The sequence below is a fragment of the Saccharothrix saharensis genome, from assembly GCF_006716745.1.
GTDB lineage: Bacteria > Actinomycetota > Actinomycetes > Mycobacteriales > Pseudonocardiaceae > Actinosynnema > Actinosynnema saharense.
The window spans coordinates 8627079-8643388 of sequence record NZ_VFPP01000001.1 but is presented as its reverse complement, the minus strand read 5'-3'; the positions used below and the strand labels follow the sequence as shown (position 1 = coordinate 8643388).

General features: G+C 72.3%; 13 protein-coding genes. 5 read left to right on the top strand and 8 right to left on the bottom strand.

The features are described from left to right. Positions 1-2: 2 nt before the first annotated feature. The 5 genes from FHX81_RS39055 to FHX81_RS39035 all read left to right on the top strand — a co-directional run bounded on the left by FHX81_RS39055 (position 3) and on the right by FHX81_RS39035 (position 6166). A complete protein-coding gene (locus FHX81_RS39055; RefSeq protein WP_141983458.1) occupies positions 3-1286 on the top strand; it encodes a condensation domain-containing protein in 1284 nt (427 codons plus the stop codon). Further along, on the top strand, positions 1283-3022 hold the full coding sequence (locus FHX81_RS39050; protein WP_170232351.1) for a non-ribosomal peptide synthetase: 1740 nt from the start codon (positions 1283-1285) through the stop codon (positions 3020-3022). The genes FHX81_RS39055 and FHX81_RS39050 overlap by 4 nt, the downstream gene beginning before the upstream one ends. A gap of 900 nt (positions 3023-3922) precedes the next feature. Further along, entirely contained in the window at positions 3923-4354 is a 432-nt protein-coding gene (locus FHX81_RS39045) for an STAS domain-containing protein (protein WP_141983456.1), read from the top strand. After that, complete coding sequence (locus tag FHX81_RS39040) at positions 4351-5571, top strand: hypothetical protein (protein ID WP_141983455.1); 1221 nt, start codon at positions 4351-4353, stop codon at positions 5569-5571. The genes FHX81_RS39045 and FHX81_RS39040 overlap by 4 nt, the downstream gene beginning before the upstream one ends. Before the next feature lie 10 nt (positions 5572-5581). Beyond that, the gene (locus FHX81_RS39035) at positions 5582-6166 is read left to right on the top strand and encodes a hemerythrin domain-containing protein (RefSeq protein ID WP_141983454.1); all 585 of its coding nucleotides are present in this window, start codon (positions 5582-5584) and stop codon (positions 6164-6166) included. Between the two features lie 565 nt (positions 6167-6731). Here the strand turns inward: FHX81_RS39035 and FHX81_RS39030 are convergent. From FHX81_RS39030 to FHX81_RS38995, 8 genes are all read right to left on the bottom strand, one after another. Beyond that, positions 6732-7874 carry a carboxylate-amine ligase gene (locus FHX81_RS39030; protein ID WP_141983453.1) on the bottom strand — a complete coding sequence of 381 codons (1143 nt, stop codon included), beginning with the start codon at positions 7872-7874 and terminating at the stop codon, positions 6732-6734. 290 nt (positions 7875-8164) lie between these two features. Beyond that, a complete protein-coding gene (locus FHX81_RS39025; protein WP_141983452.1) occupies positions 8165-8683 on the bottom strand; it encodes a DUF2231 domain-containing protein in 519 nt (172 codons plus the stop codon). Positions 8684-8746: 63 nt separating this feature from the next. Next, positions 8747-9238, bottom strand: a complete 492-nt coding sequence (locus FHX81_RS39020; RefSeq protein ID WP_141983451.1) for a hypothetical protein — start codon at positions 9236-9238, stop codon at positions 8747-8749. Positions 9239-9861: 623 nt separating this feature from the next. Next, the gene (locus FHX81_RS39015) at positions 9862-10230 is read right to left on the bottom strand and encodes an STAS domain-containing protein (RefSeq protein ID WP_170232349.1); all 369 of its coding nucleotides are present in this window, start codon (positions 10228-10230) and stop codon (positions 9862-9864) included. Positions 10231-10268: 38 nt separating this feature from the next. Beyond that, positions 10269-11135, bottom strand: coding sequence for an inositol monophosphatase family protein (locus tag FHX81_RS39010; protein ID WP_141983449.1), 867 nt, complete (start codon positions 11133-11135; stop codon positions 10269-10271). Between the two features lie 211 nt (positions 11136-11346). Beyond that, positions 11347-11613, bottom strand: coding sequence for a DUF3040 domain-containing protein (locus FHX81_RS39005; protein WP_141983448.1), 267 nt, complete (start codon positions 11611-11613; stop codon positions 11347-11349). 22 nt (positions 11614-11635) lie between these two features. Continuing rightward, the gene (gene ctaD, locus FHX81_RS39000; protein WP_141983447.1) at positions 11636-13399 is read right to left on the bottom strand and encodes an aa3-type cytochrome oxidase subunit I; all 1764 of its coding nucleotides are present in this window, start codon (positions 13397-13399) and stop codon (positions 11636-11638) included. A 962-nt stretch (positions 13400-14361) separates the two neighbouring features. Further along, positions 14362-16074 (bottom strand): choice-of-anchor P family protein, encoded by a 1713-nt coding sequence (locus FHX81_RS38995; protein WP_141983446.1) that lies wholly within the window; start codon positions 16072-16074, stop codon positions 14362-14364. Positions 16075-16310: the final 236 nt, after the last annotated feature.

Here is a 16310-nt window from a genome sequence, read left to right as displayed (position 1 = left end):
ATGTGACGCAGGAAGAAATCAGGACAGCCACCACGACCGCTCCGCTGTCCCCCGCCCAGCACGGCATCTGGTTCACCGAGCAATTCGACGGTCCGACCAGCCTCTACCACATCTCGTTCTCCCACCGGTTGCGCGGACCGCTCGACGCCGACGCGCTCGACGCCGCGTTGACGGCATTGGTCCGACGGCATGAACCATTGCGGACCCGGGTCGACCTAAGCACCGGCGAACCGCGACAGCTGGTACTCCCCCCTGGGCCCGCATCCGCCAAACGGGTCGATTTGTCCACACATCCCGATGCCGAGGCCGAAGCCGCCCGGGAAAACGAAGATCACGTCTTGCGGCCTTTCCGGCTGGACGCCGAAGACCCGTTCCGGGTCCTGCTGCTGCGAATGGCCGAGGACCATTACATCCTCACGGTGGTGCTCCACCACATCTGCGCGGACGGCCTGTCGCTGCCGGTGTTCAGCGCCGACCTGGCGGTGTTCTACCGCGGCGGGGAACTGCCGCCGCTGCCGGTCGGATACACCGCGCACGTGCGGCGCGCGCTGGCCGAACCACCCGACGCCGAGGCGCTGGCCCGGTGGCGGGAACGCCTGCGCGGCGCGCCGCCGCTCGCCCTGCCCACCGATCGGCCCCGGCCGGGTATCCGGTCGCCGCACGGCGGCCGCGTCCCGCTGACCGTGGACGCCGACCTGGTGGGACGCGCCCGGGACCACGCCCGGCGGCACGGCGCGACGTTGTTCATGGTGCTGCTGGCCAACTTCTTCGCGGTGCTGGCCCGGCGGTCGGGCGTCGGCGACCTCAGCATCGGCGTGCCGCTGTCCGGACGGGAGGGCCCGGACGAGGAGGCCATGATCGGCCTGTTCACCAACACCGTCGTGCTGCGGGTCGACCTGTCCGACGGGCCGTCGTTCGCCGAGTTGCTGCGCCGGGTGCGGTCGACCGCGTTCGACGCCTACGACGACGGGCACGTGCCGTTCCAGCAGGTGGTCGAGGCGGTCTCACCGCCGCGCGACCTGTCCCGCACCCCGTTGTTCCAGGTCGTGTTCACCGTGCAGGACTTCGCCGAGGACGACCTGCGGCTGCCCGGCGTGACCGCCACGCCCGTCCCGCTGCCCAGCCGGACCAGCGAGTTCGAGCTGGAGCTGGAGCTGGCGTGGGACGGCGCGGGCCTCGTGGGCTTCGTCGCGTACAGCACGGACCTGTTCGACCGCGCCACGGCCGCCGCGCTGGCCGACGACTACCTGGCCTCGCTGCACGAGCACCTGGAGGTAACCCGGTGAGCATCACCGCCGAGCTGGCCCGGGTCGCCGCGGCGGCGCCGGACGCCCCCGCCCTGCTCGACCGCGACCGCGAGCTGACGTTCCGGCAGTTGATGGCCGAGGTGGAGCGGGTCGCGGCCGGCCTGGCCGCGCACGGCGTGCCCCGCGGGGCACGGGTGGCCGTCCCGGCCGAACGGCACTGGACCACGATCGCCGGCGCGCTGGGCGTGCTGCACGCCGGGGCGGCCTACCTGCCCGTGTCGCCCGGTGACCCGGAGGACCGGCTGCGGTCGGTGCTGACCGCGGGCGGAGCCGTCGCCGTGATCGGCCGGGAGCCCACCCTGGCCGCGCTGGGCCCCGCCCTCCGGGGGCTCGACGCAGTGCCGCTGCCGTTCGAGCGCCTCGCCGGCGGGTCCGCTCCGGCCGTGTCGCCGGACGACCTCGCGTACCTGATGTTCACCTCCGGGTCCACCGGCGTGCCGAAGGGCGTGCTGGTGCCGCACCGCGCCGTGCTGACCGCGGGCACGGCGCTGCGCGACCGGTACGGGATCACGCACGAGGACCGCGTGCTCAACCTGACGCCGCTGATCTGGGACACCAGCGGCGAGGAGATCTACGCGACCCTGTTCGGCGGCGCGGCCCTGGTGTGCGACGACCGCACGGCCGACGCGTCCATCGCCACGCTGCTCGACGTCGTCGCCGACCGCGGCGTCACGGTGGTCAACCTGGCCACCGCCCTGTGGAACGAACTCGTGGACCACCTGGTCACCACGGGCCGTCCGCTGCCGTCGAGCCTGCGCGCGGTCGTGATGGGGGGCGAGGAAGCCAGGGCCCGCACCGTGCGGCTGTGGTCCGAGCACGTCCCCGAGCACGTGCGCTTGATCAACGCGTACGGCCAGACCGAGACCGTCATGGTCACCCACGCCGCCGACATCGGCGGCCGGTCCGGCCGGTCCCTGCGCGACACCGACGACGTGCCGATCGGCCACGCCCTGCCGCACATCCGGGAGATCCTGACCGACCGCGGTGACGGCACGGCGGAGCTCGCCGTCGGCGGCCCGACGGTCGCGTGGGGTTACCTGCACCGCCCGGACCTGACCGGCGCGCGCTTCGTGCCCGCGCACGACGGGCGGGCCTACCTCACGGGCGATGTCGTGCGCGTCCGCCCGGACGGCGGCTTGACCTTCCTCGGCCGGGCGGACCGCCAGCTCAAGATCCGCGGTGTGCGGGTCGAACCCGCCGAGGTGGAACGCGCCATGACCGCGTGCCCCGGCGTGACGACGGCGACCGTCTTCGCCGTGGACGGCGAGCACTCGACCCTCGTCGGCGTCTACGTCCCGTCCGCGACGGACCCGGCCGACCCCGCCGACGTCATGCGCGCCCTCGAAGCCCGCCTGCCCCGGGCGATGCTCCCCCACCACGTCCACGCCCGCCCGTCACTACCCCTCACGGCGACCGGCAAGGTGGACGTCAACGCCCTGCGCGCGACCTTCACCACGCGGGTGCTCGCACCGGGGGCCACCGACGACGCGCCCGACGTCCTGGCCCAGGTCGCGGCGGCCTACCGCGAGGTCCTGGACGCCGCCGCCGACGCCGATTCGTCGTACTTCGACCTGGGCGGGGACTCGCTGACCGCCGTCCGCCTGCTCTCGCGCTTGAACCAGCGCTTCGACGTGCGCCTGGGGGTGCGCGACGTGTTCGACCACCCGACCCCGCGCCTGCTGGCCAAGGTCGTGGAGGCGCGCACGCCCTCGTGACACCGGCCGCGAACGGCTCGGCGTGGTGGGCGAGAACGACGCACAGCCGGACCGACCACCACCGGTCGACCAGCGCGAGGGTGCTCCCTCGGAACCGCCACCCTGTCGACCGAGGCGGCCGGTTGCCCGACGTGGCGCACGGCCGCGATGGCGAACACGAAGGCGCTCACCAGGACGGTCGGCACCGCTGTGATCACCCGTCGCGCGTGAACTCGCGCTGCGGGCGCGGGGAGAACTGCCCGGGGCCGGCCGCGACGCGAGCGAGTGGAGGAAGGCCGTGGCGGAGTCCGGGCCACCCGAGCCAGGCGCGCGGGTGCCGCCGGTCCAGGCGCACCGGCACCGACAACAGCGCGCAGGCGAAGCCCGCCACACCGCCGACTCCGGGCCACAGCCACCACGGCGTCACCGACCGTTCCGCGCTGCGCTCGGCACCGTTCCCGACCACAGTGCCGACTACCCGAATCAGCGGCGCCCACACCACTCGATCGCGTGGAAACCCGACTGCGCACCCGCCCATCGAGTGATTCCGCGTGCCGCGGGAGGCTGAGCACAGGTCCGGGACACCGACCCTGTCCACGGCACGAGCTCGGCTACCCGGAGAAGACTCGCCGGATGGGCTCCACCGGAAACGGTGCCGGCCTCGTCGCGCGGTGTCGCCCCGGCTCCCGAGTCGCCGTCTCGCGTGATCCGTGCCACGGTGGAGGAGGCGTCGGGTGGCGTCCCGCCGCCCTCGTCGATGCGGTCGCATTCCCGTCACCCCTGCCGACACCGGCAGAGGGCGTGATCATGTCACTGGGAGCCGCACGGACGCAGGGATCCGCTCCGGTTGGGAGGAATCGGTGTACGCCCCGGCCCCAAGGGGGCCGCACGGCTGGGAGGACCGACTCCGGGAGGGAACAGATGACCGCTGCCGAGGCACATCGCAGGTGGGCGCAGACGGGTCCGGCCGCCTCGCCGGTCGACTGCGCGGAACCCGCTCCGGGCGTGCTCGTGCTGCGCGTGGCCGGCGTCGTGCGGACTTCCCTGGCCGAAGCCGCGCAGCGGTGCCTGGGCGAGTCGCCGAGGGTGCTGATCCTCGACCTGTCCCGCGCCACCCGCTGCGACGGCCACGGGGCCGCGGTGGTGGCCGCCGTGCGCGCCCGGGGGCGGGAACGAGGTGTGCCGGTCGAGCTGGTGGTCTCGACCTACGAGGTGGCCAGGGCGCTGCGCTTCACCGACCCGGACGCGCTGCTGGGCGCGTGGGCGTCGCTGGAGCCCCTTCTCACCACCGTCTGCCCGGGCACCGACGCGACCCGGGAACAACGCGACCACGACGTGCGAGGAACTCTATGACGACGACTGGCTTCAACCCGCTGGAACACCGCGGCATCCCGCTGGACCGCCAGGTCCGGAACTGGCGAGAGCTCGACGTGGACCCGATCGACCCCGACCACAGCGACCCGTACACCCGGTGCCGGATCATCACCATGAACGGCATCGAGGTCGAGGCGCTGATGTTCAGCCACCAGTTCGCCCGCAACTGCCTGGACATGGACGTCAAGCGCCAACTGGCCGAGGTGCGCTACATCGAGCAACAACAGCAGAAAGCGGTGAACTGGCTGCTGCCGGGGGTGTCCTCCGCGCTGGAGACCACGATCGCCTATGAGCAGGTCGCGGTGGACCTCACCGCGTGGGTGGCGCGCATGGAGCCCGACCCGTACCTCAAGCAGGCCTACCAGTTCGGCGTGCTGGAGGACTTCGACCACCTCTACCGCTACGCGAACCTCTACGAGATGGTCCAGCGCCGCAAGGCCGAGCGGATCGTCGACGACCTCACCGAGGTCATCCCCGGCAGGCCGACCAAGTACCACCACCGTCACCCGGCCGACAACGTGCGCGAGCCCTACGACCGCAGCACGGCGGCCCCGATCTCCAAGCTGCACGCGTTGACCATCATGTCCACCGAGCAGCAGACCATGAACTTCTACATGAACGTCGGCCCCGAGTACATGGAGCCGATCGCCCGGCAGCTCTACCAGGAGATCGGTCTGATCGAGGAGGAGCACGTCACGCACTACGAGTCACTTGTGGACCCCGGTGAGACGTGGTGGGAGCGGCTGGTCAACCACGAGTACAACGAGTGCTACCTCTACTACTCGTTCATGCAGACGGAGTCGGACCGCCGGATCAAGGCGATCTGGGAGCTGCACCTGAACATGGAGCTGGAGCACCTGCACCTCGCGTGCGAGCTCATGCGCGCCCACGACGGCCGGGAACCGGAGGAAGTCCTCGCGCCGGAGCTGCCCGCGCCGGTGACGTTCGAGCCGAACAAGGAGTACCTGCGCGAGCTGCTGGACACGCAGATCGACCTGACCACGCTGGGCACGGGTTACGTCCAAGAGGCGCACGAGCGGTTCGAGGCCATGCAGGACGCCTTGATGGGCGGGGAGCTGCCACCGAGTGAGCGCGTGATCGACCTGCACCGCGAGCAGTTCGGCACCGACTACCGGCACTCCACCGACGGCGAGCACCCCGTGCCCTCGCTGCGCCAGCAGCACACCACCAGCTGACGGAGGCACGATGACCACCACATCAGAGCCGGACACCGGGCGCGACGCCGACGTCGTGGCGCTGCTGATCGGCCAGCACATGGAGATCCGCGACCTGTTCGCGGAGGTCCAGTCGTCCGCGGGCGAGCAGCGGGCCGACGCCTTCGCCCGCCTCGTCCGGTTGCTCGCCGTCCACGAGACCGCCGAGGAGGTCGTCGTCCACCCCGCCGCCCGCCGCAGCGTCGACGGCGGTGACGCCATCGTGGAGGACCGGCTCGCCGAAGAGGAACACGCCAAGGAGCAGCTGGCCCGCCTGGAGTCCATCGGCACCGAGGACCCGAGCTTCCCCGAGGAGCTGGCCCGCCTGCGTGAGGCGGTGTTGCGGCACGCCCACCACGAGGAAGCCTACGAGTTCCGCTACCTGCGCCGGCACCACGACCCGGAGCAACTGCGCCGCATGGCGGCCATGGTGCGGGCGGCCGAGCGCGCGGCGCCGACGCACCCGCACCCCAGCACCCAGTCCGCCACCGCCAACCTCCTGGCAGGCCCTGCGGTCGCACTGTTCGACCGCGTGAAAGACGCCATGCGCTCCGCCCTGTCCGACGAGCGGAAGTAGGCGAACCGGCCACCGGGCCGAGGTCGGCCCTGTGCCGTCGAACGCCGTCGTCGGACCCGCGGTCGGCGCAGGCGAGGGCGCCCGCATCGAGGTGTGTTGCCGCCGCTGCGGGCCGCCCCGCTCCGAGGGCCGGACACGGTGACGTGGGCCTGCCCCACCAGGGCCGGAACGGGCCATCGGGCTGCCCGCCCTGGTGGCGGAGTTCGAGCACGGCCTGGAGGCGTACCTCGCGCCGCGGTCGGGAGTGCCCCGGACGGTGCGGGAGCTGATCGAGTGCACCGAGGCGGACCCCGTCGAGCCGACCGGGTTCGGGCAGGACCTGTTCTCCGAGGCCGCGAAGGCGCCGTCCACCCCCGACCCGACCTACCCGACCAGCGGCGCTACGCCGGCGATCCCGCCGGGCTCGGCTCCTCCACGCCCGCGGCCGTGTCGGGCTACCCGGACGTCATCGTCCCGGCGGGCTTCGTCGGTCCGCTGCCGATCGTTGTGTCGTTCATGGCCGGGCACGCGGCTGCCCACCCTCCCGTAGTCGCCGGCGTGCCGGTGGCGCGTGCGGCGTCGACCGTCAGGCGGCGGTTTCCGGGAGCCAGTCGTAGCCCGTGTCACGGCTCAGGAGCGTCACCACGTCCTCGATCCGCCCGCGTCGCCGGAACGCCAGCCGTTGGCGGACGGCGCCGTTGCCGTTCTGGAGGACCTTGGTGAACAGGGCGTTCACCGCGCGCAGCTCTCCGCTCCGGCGCAGGGCCGGCCGGACGTGGCGGATCAGGCGCCGCACCAGGTGGGCGGCCGGGACGCGGCGGTGGGCGAACAGGTCGATGCCCTCGCCCTCGATGCCGTCGTGCGCGGCGCGCCAGTAGGCCGCCCGCAACGCCTCCGCAGTGACCGGCAACCCTCGGTCGCCCCGGCCGATCGCCCCGAGGGCGGTGGTGACCAGGGCGCGCACCAGGGCGGCGAGCAGGATCGACTCGTCGACCGTGGCGGGCACGTCGGAGACCCGGACCTCGATGGTGGGCAGGTGGTCCGACGGCCGCACGTCCCAGTACACCATCGCCGGGTCCAGCACCGCCCCGCTGTCGACCATCATGCCCAGCACGGCGTCGTAGTGGCCGGCGGACGTGAAGTACGGCGGCGCGCCGGAACACGGCCAGCGGCTGTTGAGCACCGACCGCCAGCTCGCGCAGCCGGTGTCGACGCCCTGGTGGATGGGCGAGTTGGCGGTCAGCGCGAGCAGGACCGGCAACCAGGGCCGCAGGTGGTTGGACACCTGTACCGCGGTCTCCCGGTCCGGCACGGCGACGTGCACGTGACAACCGCACACGCCGTGCTCGGCGGCCAGCAGGCCGTAGCCCTCCCCGATGCGCCGGTAGCGGTCGGAGTCGCTGAAGGACTGTGCCATCGGTCCGGTCAGGGGCACGCCGACCGCGAGCAGTCGCGCCCCCGCCTGCAGGGCCGCGGCCGAAGCCGTCGACCGCGAGGTCAGCAGGTGCCCGCGCACCTCGCGCACCGTGCGGCACACCGGCGTGTTGCTCTCCACCTGCACACGGGTCAGCTCGAGTTGCAGGTCCGCGCCCAGCCGGTTGGCCAGGTCGACGACCGCACCGGCCACCGGGACGGGCAGGCCGCTGCCGGGATCGACGACCAGGAACTCCTCCTCGACCCCGAGGGTCGGCACGTCGACATCCGAAAGGGGCTGATCAGCGTTGATCATGGTGTCCTCACCGCTCGCTCGTGGTCGGCACGTGGGTGCACCCGTGCACCGCCCTCACGCCGGCGTGCCGGTGGCACGGTCCGGCACGAGGGCGATCGCGCGGGTGCCGGCACGCTGCTTGACCGACGAGAAGTTCCTTCGAGGCCTCGTTCCGATGTGCGCGAGACCCCGTGGAGGGGGTCACGGAATACCACTCACGGTCAGGGGCAAACCGGTGTCGGACATCGGAACCGTCACTCGGACCCGCGAGTCGGACTGCCGGGATCGTGATCCGCGCGGGGGCGAAGGGCTCAGACGGTGTCCGCCGGCCAGCGGTGGACGCCGGCGGCCTGTGCGTAGGACAGGTGGCCACCCAGTGCACCGCCCGCACTGAGGACCACCAGCCCGACCAGGACCCACGCTCGGGCGGAGCGGTGGCCGCGGCACCGGGTCGAGGCCAGGAAGCAGCCCGCGGCGAGCGTGTTCCCGGCCGCGTGCAGGAGACCGACCCGCCGCTGGCGGACGTCCAGGCGGGAGAAGTCCGCCAGGCCGACGAGCACGGTCGGCGGCGTCGCGGCCAGCCCGATCACCACCAGCCGCCGTGCGGCGGCGTGGTGGCCGCTGACGTCGAGGACCGCGGAGCACACCCAGGCCCCGATCGGCACCGTCACCAGCAGCGGGTGCACGGGGTGGCCCAGCCACGCGCCGCGCAGCAGCCGGTCCACCCGGCCCCGTCCGACGATCCGCCGCACGGCGCGTGCGACCACGCCGGCCGGGGCGTCGACGGCGTCGAGCGACTCGGCGGCGTGCAGTGTCCGGCGCAAGCTCATGCTCCCCGAGTACCCGCCGCCCGCTCGCTGAACCGGCGACTCCTCGGGTTCGGGTTCGCGGATCTACTGCGGGCCGTGCGTGGCGAAGGCGTCGGTGCCGGCGCGGGCGCGGAACGGTTCGAGGTCGGCGCGTTGACGTGCGGCCCGGCCGATCAGGTGGTCGAAGTCGATGTCCGGCAGGCGTTCCCGCAGCCCCGCGAGGTCGCGCAGGGTCGTCCAGAGCTGCTTCTTGCCGTCGATGCCCATCGCGAGGAACTCCAGCTCCTCGAACCGGCTCAACGGCGAGTACGACGTCAGCCGGCCGTTGCGCTTGAGCCGGCCGAGGCGTTCGGCGCCGAACGCCAACCCGGTCTTGACGGGGTCGGTGCGCACCCCGAGCCGTCGCATGATCGTCCGGAACGTCTCGACGTCCTCCGCGATGGCCGTCGCCACACCTCCCACCGCCGCGCCGAGTTCGGTGCCGCGGTTGTTGCGCTGGGCACGCCGCGCCAGCTCGCGCCACAACACGCCCATCGCGAGCTGGTCCCTGAGGTAGATGCCCAGAAAGTCGTCCACGAGCACGAGGTACCCAGCCGGTCGTCCCCCCGAACCCCCGGCGGCGGCACGCCCATGCCGAGGACCCCGGATCGGACCGCCTGTCGGCCACCGGTGGCGAGGACGTCGTCGACGGAGCGCTCGGCGAGGTCGCGGAGCTCGGCGTTCTCGTGCCCGGAGCGGTCGACCGGCATCGCGGACGCCCACCGGCCCGGCAGTTCGGCCGCCACCGCGTGCACGGCCTCACCGGTCCGCGGCGTCCACCTCGCCGCGATCCACGTCGGACGCGATTGGACCCGTCGTCCACGGGGTGCGCCACAGACGGAGGTCCCACGATGGGCACCCAGCAGCGACCGGGGAACCGCGGCACGCCGGCGTCGAGCCCGAGCCGGGAACCAGCCCGCCGGACGAGATCCTCCCGGGCCTGGGCCGCCGCGGCCTGACCACGGGGTGATCCGGAAGTGGGCCGAACGACGTGGTGCGTGGCTACGGCGGCCACGACGTGCGTCACGTCGGGTGGGACGAGCGGTTCGCGATGTTCGACGCCCGCCGGCTGCGCCTGGTCTACCGGCACCAGCGCTCGGACGGCTCATCCGGCACCTTCTTCCGGTCGGGAAGCCCGGACACCGGGGCACGTGACCGGCTCAGGTGGACGCGAGCCGCACCGCCGCGACCGCGGCCCGCACCGCCGGGTGCAGGGGCAGTGCGGTGTCGACCTGGCTCATCCGCAGTGGCCGCAGCACGCGGTGGTCGTCCGCGACGACGGCGAAGGGGATGCCCAGCCGTGCGGCCCGGTGCCGGGTGTTGACGAGCAGGGCGATGCCGGTCGATCCCAGGAAGTCGACCTCGCTCAGGTCCAGCACGATCGCGCCGGGACCGGTGTCGAAGACGTCGTCCAACGCGGCCGTGACGGGCCGCTGCGAGGCCGCGTCGAGTGAACCCGACACCCCGACCAGGACGATGCCCCCGTCCACGTCGACCCTGGTCGAGATGTGGGTGGTGCGCTGCGTCATCCGAGCCTCTCCTCGTGATCGCGGACTCGTGGGCCGGTTCATCGGTCGGTGGCGGCCAGGCCGTGCCGGACCGGGGTGGGTGGTGGGTGCACCTCGGCCAGCAGTTCCCGCAGCGCACCCCACAGGGCGGGTGCGGCGGCCAGCACGTCGCCGCTGCCGGGCCACGTCCGCGGTGACGTCCCGACGAGGTCCCCGACCGTGCCGCCCGCCTCCTGCACGAGCAGCACGCCCGCGGCGCAGTCCCACGGCTTCAGGTCGGGAGCCCACAGCGCGTCCGCGCGGCCGGTGGCCACGCGGGCCAGGGCCGCGGCGGTGCTGCCCCCGCGCCGGAGCCCGCCGACGCGTGCCGCGAGGGCGTCGATCGTGCGGCCCGCCGCGGCGTCGCGCCCGTCGGGGCCGATCTCGACCAGGGCGCGGGCCAGATCGCGCGTGCCCGGCAGGGGAACGGGGTCGTCGTTGGTCACGGTCCCGCCGCCCAACCGGGCCTCGGTCAGCACGCCCACCGCCGGCTCGGACACCACGCCAGCCAGCAGCGTGCCACCGGGTGCGGCGGCGGCCACGCTGACCGCCCAGTCCGGCCGTTCGTACAGGTAGTCGACGCTCCCGCCGATCGGGTCGACGATCCACCGCACGTCGGTACACCCCGCGGTGCTCCTCTCCCGGCCGAGGACGCCGTCGTTCGGCCGCTGCCTGTTCAGGACCGCCCGGATGGCTCGGTCGGCTTCGTGGCGCGCTTCGTCGACCAGGACGTGGAGCGCGGTGTCGTCCTCGCGGAACAGGCGGTGCGCGCGGCGGCGCCGGAACGCGGCGGTGCGGCCTCCCGTCCGTGCGGCGGTGCGGGCGACGTCCAGCAGCTCGTCGAGGTCGACAGCGCCGTGGCGTGAGGTCGGTGGTGTTCCGGTCATGTGGGGTCCTGGAGTGGTCGGTCCGCCGGCTGAGCGGCGGGGTGACCGGACCGCCACAGGCGCGCCCAGCCACCGTGGTGGTGGGGCCGGCGCCTGCTCGACCGACCTACCGAGGAACCGATCGGACGACACGATCACCGCGCGGTCCGATCGACCCGGGAATACCCCATCCGCGACGGGCGAACCCCCGCCCGGGAGCGCCGGGCAAGTCCTATGGCGGGATCGGTCGTGGGCGTGTGACGTGCAGGCAGGCCGCGGTCATGAGCAGCAGGCAGCCCGCGAAGGCCAGCGGCAGGTGGACGGTCGCCCCGCCGGCCACCAGCGCGATGCCGAGCAGCGCCGCCCACACCCTGGTCGAGGTGCGGTGCACGGGGCGCGGGATCGTCGGCCGACCGGAGAGCGCGCGGGCCAGCACCGGGTCGGTGGTCTCCAGCCGGCGTTCGATCCTGCGGAGTTGGCGGCGTTCGTACCGGGTCACCGGGTCCTCCTCCCCCGCGACATCAGTCGCCGTGCCCGGTGTCGCGGTCGGTCGGGGCGAGGTACTTCTCCGTGGTCGGGTCGACGCCGGTGTCGTCCTGGTCCCGGTTGAGCACGGAGTAGTGGGATTCGGCGCGCATCCGTTCGACCATGTGCGGGTAGTGCAGCTCGAACGCGGGCCGTTCGGAGCGGATGCGGGGCAGTTCGGTGAAGTTGTGCCGCGGTGGCGGGCAGCTGGTGGCCCATTCCAGCGAGTTGCCGAAGCCCCACGGGTCGTCACGGCCGGCGGGTTCGCCATAGCGGTAGCTGCGCAAGACGTTCCAGATGAACGGCAGGGTCGAGGCGCCCAGCACGAACGAGCCGATGGTGGAGATGGTGTTGAGGCCGGTGAACTGGTCGCTCTGGAGGTAGTCGGCGTAGCGGCGCGGCATGCCCTGGTTGCCCAGCCAGTGGTGTACCAGGAAGGTCAGGTGGAAGCCGATGAACGTGGTCCAGAAGTGGATCTTGCCCAGGGTCTCGTCCAGCATGCGGCCGGTCATCTTGGGGAACCAGAAGTAGATGCCCGCGTAGGTGGCGAACACGATCGTGCCGAACAGCACGTAGTGGAAGTGGGCCACGACGAAGTAGGTGTCGTGGACGTGGAAGTCGATCGGCGGCGAGGCGAGCAGGATGCCGGACAGGCCGCCGAACAGGAACGTCACCAGGAACCCGACGCTGAACAGCATCGGTGACTCGAACGTCAGCTGTCCCTTCCACATGGTGCCGATCCAGTTGAAGAACTTGATGCCGGTCGGGATGGCGATGATGAAAGTGGAGGCGGCGAAGAACAGCAGCAGCACCGCGCCGGTGGCGTACATGTGGTGCGCCCACACGATCACCGAGTACAGCGCGATCGCGATCGTCGCGTACACCAGGCCCTTGTAGCCGAACAGCGGCTTGCGGGAGAACACCGGGAAGATCTCGGACACGATGCCGAAGAACGGCAGCGCGATGATGTAGACCTCGGGGTGGCCGAAGAACCAGAACAGGTGCTGCCAGAGGATGACCCCGCCGTTGGCCGGGTCGAACACGTGCGCGCCCAGGTGCCGGTCGGCCAGCAGGCCGAGCAGGGCCGCGGTCAGGATCGGGAACGCCACCAGCACCAGGATCGAGGTGATGAGGATGTTCCAGGTGAAGATCGGCATCCGGAACATGGTCATGCCCGGCGCGCGCAGGCAGATCACCGTGGTGATCATGTTGACCGCGCCGAGGATCGTGCCCAGGCCGCCCACGACCAGGCCGGAGATCCACAGGTCGGCGCCCACGCCGGGGCTGTGGATCGCGCTGGACAGCGGCGTGTAGGCGGTCCAGCCGAAGTCCGGCGCGCCGGCGGGTGTGAGGAACGAACTGACCGCGATCAGGCCGCCGAACAGGTACAGCCAGTACGACAGCGCGTTGAGCCGCGGGAACGCCACGTCCGGCGACCCGATCTGCAACGGCAGGATGAAGTTGGCGAACCCGAACACGATCGGGGTCGCGTACAGCAGCAGCATCACCGTGCCGTGCATGGTGAACAGCTGGTTGTACTGCTCGTTGGACAGGAACTGCAGCCCCGGACGCGCCAGCTCGCCGCGCATCAGCAACGCCATCAGCCCGCCCACCAGGAAGAACCCGAACGACGTGGTCAGGTACATCAGGCCGATCGTCTTGTGATCGGTGGTGCGGAACAGGCGCAGCAACGCCGATCCCTTGAGACGGGGCCGGGCGGCCCCTCGGGGGACGATCGGGGTCGGTTTGAGCGTCGTCATGACCATCCTCGGCTCACTGGGCGGTGCACGGGCCTACCGGCGCCACCGACCGCTCCCCCACCCCGCACTCGGAATCGGACCGCCGGCGACGTGCCCGACTACCCCGTTCCGGCCCGCTCACACACCGTTGTCCGCAATCCACCTGTCCGCATCGAACCGACGCGCCCACGGCGAGTTCCACTCCCGTGGTACTGGCACCACGCGTACCCCCGGACGCCCCCCTCACGGCACGCGCGAACGACACCACGGAGGGAACCGCACGGCCGAATGCCGTCCCGGGGCCCGATGCCTCCCCGCCCCGTAGCGGACCGTCGATCCACACGCCGCGCACGGAGGACGGGGATGTCGAACAGGCCACGAGGCCGTCCACCGGCTGGTGTCCACCCCACCGGGTGCCGCGCCGAGCAGGGAGCTGACCACGGTGCGGACTGGTCGTGCGGTCCGCCGCGGGTCGTGCCCGGTGCCTTCTTCTGCGCCTGGGCCGCAGCTCACAACACCGGTCCGACCAGCCGCGACGGCAATCGGCGTGATCGATTCCCACTCCGGGATCCGGGTCGTGTCCGGCCCAGCCAGGATCCGAGTACCTCGCGGGCCCTGGTGCTGGATCTGTGCCGCAGGTCCATCGGAGTGCACTGCACGACCATGGGGTGAGTGCTCCGAGGTCGGGTATTCGGCGGGAACGCTCCGGTGTTGGTTGCGCGGGCCGAGGATGGACCCACTGCTCCCATGGCCGTGCCGCCCGGGCGAGGATCGCGCGTCGTGACAGGCGGAGGTGACCGGCGATGCGGTCCGCGCCACTCCGTCCTCGAAATCGGCACCGACTCCCACCGACCCGCCACGCCCGGTCGGCCTCCGAGTCGTCAACCGACAGGCGCCCGACGGCCGCCGCGCGTCCGTCCGATCACGGCCCCCCGGCCGCCGGGTGGTGCAGGTGGGGGACACACCTGCACCACCCCTGGGCGTCAGTCGATCGGGCAGGGGGTGCCGGGGCGGGTCAGGGTGACCCGCGCGTGGCTGACCACGAGGTCGACGCCGTTGAGCAGTCGGATGTGCAGGGCGTTGACGGCGATGCCGGCACCACCTGCCAGCGGCCGCTGTTCGTTGACCACGACGGTGGCCACGAGCGGGATGGTGATGGTCAGGTCGACCGCGGGGTTGACCACGGGAGTGCCGTTGATCCGAAGGTTGACCAACTCGACCTCGCCGGCGGTGCTGACCGTGCCGTCGAGGTCTTCCGCGGCGGCGGCCTTGGCGCGGATCTCGTCGGCGGTGATCAAGCCGCCCAGCAACGAAACCTTCGCGGTGCGGGCCCACGCGGTGGCGGTGCGCTGTCCGTCACCGCCGACGGTGCCGTGCGCCTCGGTGTCGATGACGCCCAGCGAGCCGATCCCCGGCAGGGTGGCGCCGAGCGCCTGGTCCTGGTCCAGACCCGGTTGGGGCGTGCAGGTGAGGTCCGACGGGGCGAGTGGGCCCACGCCGACCAGCGGAGCGGTCAGCTTCCCACCGTGCGCGTGGGCGTCGAACAGCAGCACCGGCGCGATGAACCGCACCGAGGCGCACCCCGGCGCGTTGAGGCCGACCCGCGCGGTCACGTCGGTGGCGCAGGTGGTGTAGGTGCCGGGGCGGGCGGCGGTGACCGTGACGGCGACGGTGCACGAGACCTGGCCGGTGGCCAGGGAGCCGGTGGCGGTCACCGTGCCGGCGGCGGTGGAGGCGGTGGCGTCGGCGCAGTCCGTGGTGGGCTGGGCGGTCGCGGTCAGCCCCGCCGGCAGGTTCGCGGTGAACGACCAACCCTCCTTGACCGCCAGCTCGGCGGTGTTGGTGACGGTGAAGGTCAGGGTGGCCGTCTGCCCCATCTGCACCGGGGGCGGGCTGTAGCCGACGTCCAGCTGCGGGGTGACGTCCAGAACGCGGACGTTGTCGAACGCGGCGTCGTTGCCGCCCCCGCTGCCCTGGGCGTTGACCAGCTGCACTCCCACCGACGAGCCGCCGAACAGCACCGGCCGGTCGCTGGTGTAGGTGCCCACGGCGGTGCCGTCGATGACGCTCGAGGGGTTGGCGCAGGGCTCGATCGCCGTGGTGAACGCGGGCACGGCGGTCGCGCCGTCGAGCAGGTAGAACTCGAACAGCGCGTGGTTGGCGAAGCAGTTCTGCTCGGCCGCGTCCACCGAGAAGGTCAGGAACCGGTCCGGTCCGGGCAGCGGGATGGGCTGCTCGGTGCGCAGCTGCACCTTGCCCGCCCCGGGGTTCCCGGCGGTGTAGGCGGTGACGGCGTGGTTGGTGGCCGGGTCGCCGCCCGCCCACTGACCCAGGATCCCGGCCATGTCCCGGACCGCCTGCCAGTTGCCCGCGCTGCACCCGCTGCCCGGCGGTGGCACGGCCGGCTGCTGCGGCGAGGCCAGCCAACCGTTGCAGGCGGTCAGCCACGCCGGATCGGCGGAGTAGGTCTGCGCCACCGGCGGCGCACCGGTGTAGCCGGTGAGCAGGACGGGTGTGGTGCCCTGGCCGTTCTCGAAGTTCTCGGCGAACACCACGACCGGCGCCCCGGGGACGCCCGGTGTCGCAGAGGCCGGTCGCGCGGAGGTGACGGCGAGCGCGAGCGGTACGACCGCCAGTGCCGCGATGATCGCCGGCAGGGCTCTACCCCTGTGCCGACCGGGCGAAGACGTGATCACCGATGAACTCCCTTGTTCGGTGCGGAAGGTGGAACACCGGTTCCTTCGTCCACCGGGGAAGGCGCATTAGCGCCGGATGAGAGGCCGTACCCACTTGGCTCGCGCACACCACCCGATCACCACGGGCTCCGCGGCACTCAGCCACTCAAACGAACACCACACCGCCTGCCGGGCCCCGAAATGCGGACATACCCGGTCACCTCCGGCGTGGCAGAAGGCCGTCGACGCCCCACCAT

Coding starts and splice junctions, on each gene's coding strand:
- FHX81_RS39045 (WP_141983456.1), top strand. CDS start 3,923: ATGACCGCTGCCGAGGCACATCGCAGGTGGGCGCAGACGGGTCCGGCC.
- FHX81_RS39040 (WP_141983455.1), top strand. CDS start 4,351: ATGACGACGACTGGCTTCAACCCGCTGGAACACCGCGGCATCCCGCTG.
- FHX81_RS39035 (WP_141983454.1), top strand. CDS start 5,582: ATGACCACCACATCAGAGCCGGACACCGGGCGCGACGCCGACGTCGTG.
- FHX81_RS39030 (WP_141983453.1), bottom strand. CDS start 7,874: ATGATCAACGCTGATCAGCCCCTTTCGGATGTCGACGTGCCGACCCTC.
- FHX81_RS39025 (WP_141983452.1), bottom strand. CDS start 8,683: ATGAGCTTGCGCCGGACACTGCACGCCGCCGAGTCGCTCGACGCCGTC.
- FHX81_RS39015 (WP_170232349.1), bottom strand. CDS start 10,230: ATGACGCAGCGCACCACCCACATCTCGACCAGGGTCGACGTGGACGGG.
- FHX81_RS39010 (WP_141983449.1), bottom strand. CDS start 11,135: ATGACCGGAACACCACCGACCTCACGCCACGGCGCTGTCGACCTCGAC.
- ctaD (WP_141983447.1), bottom strand. CDS start 13,399: ATGACGACGCTCAAACCGACCCCGATCGTCCCCCGAGGGGCCGCCCGG.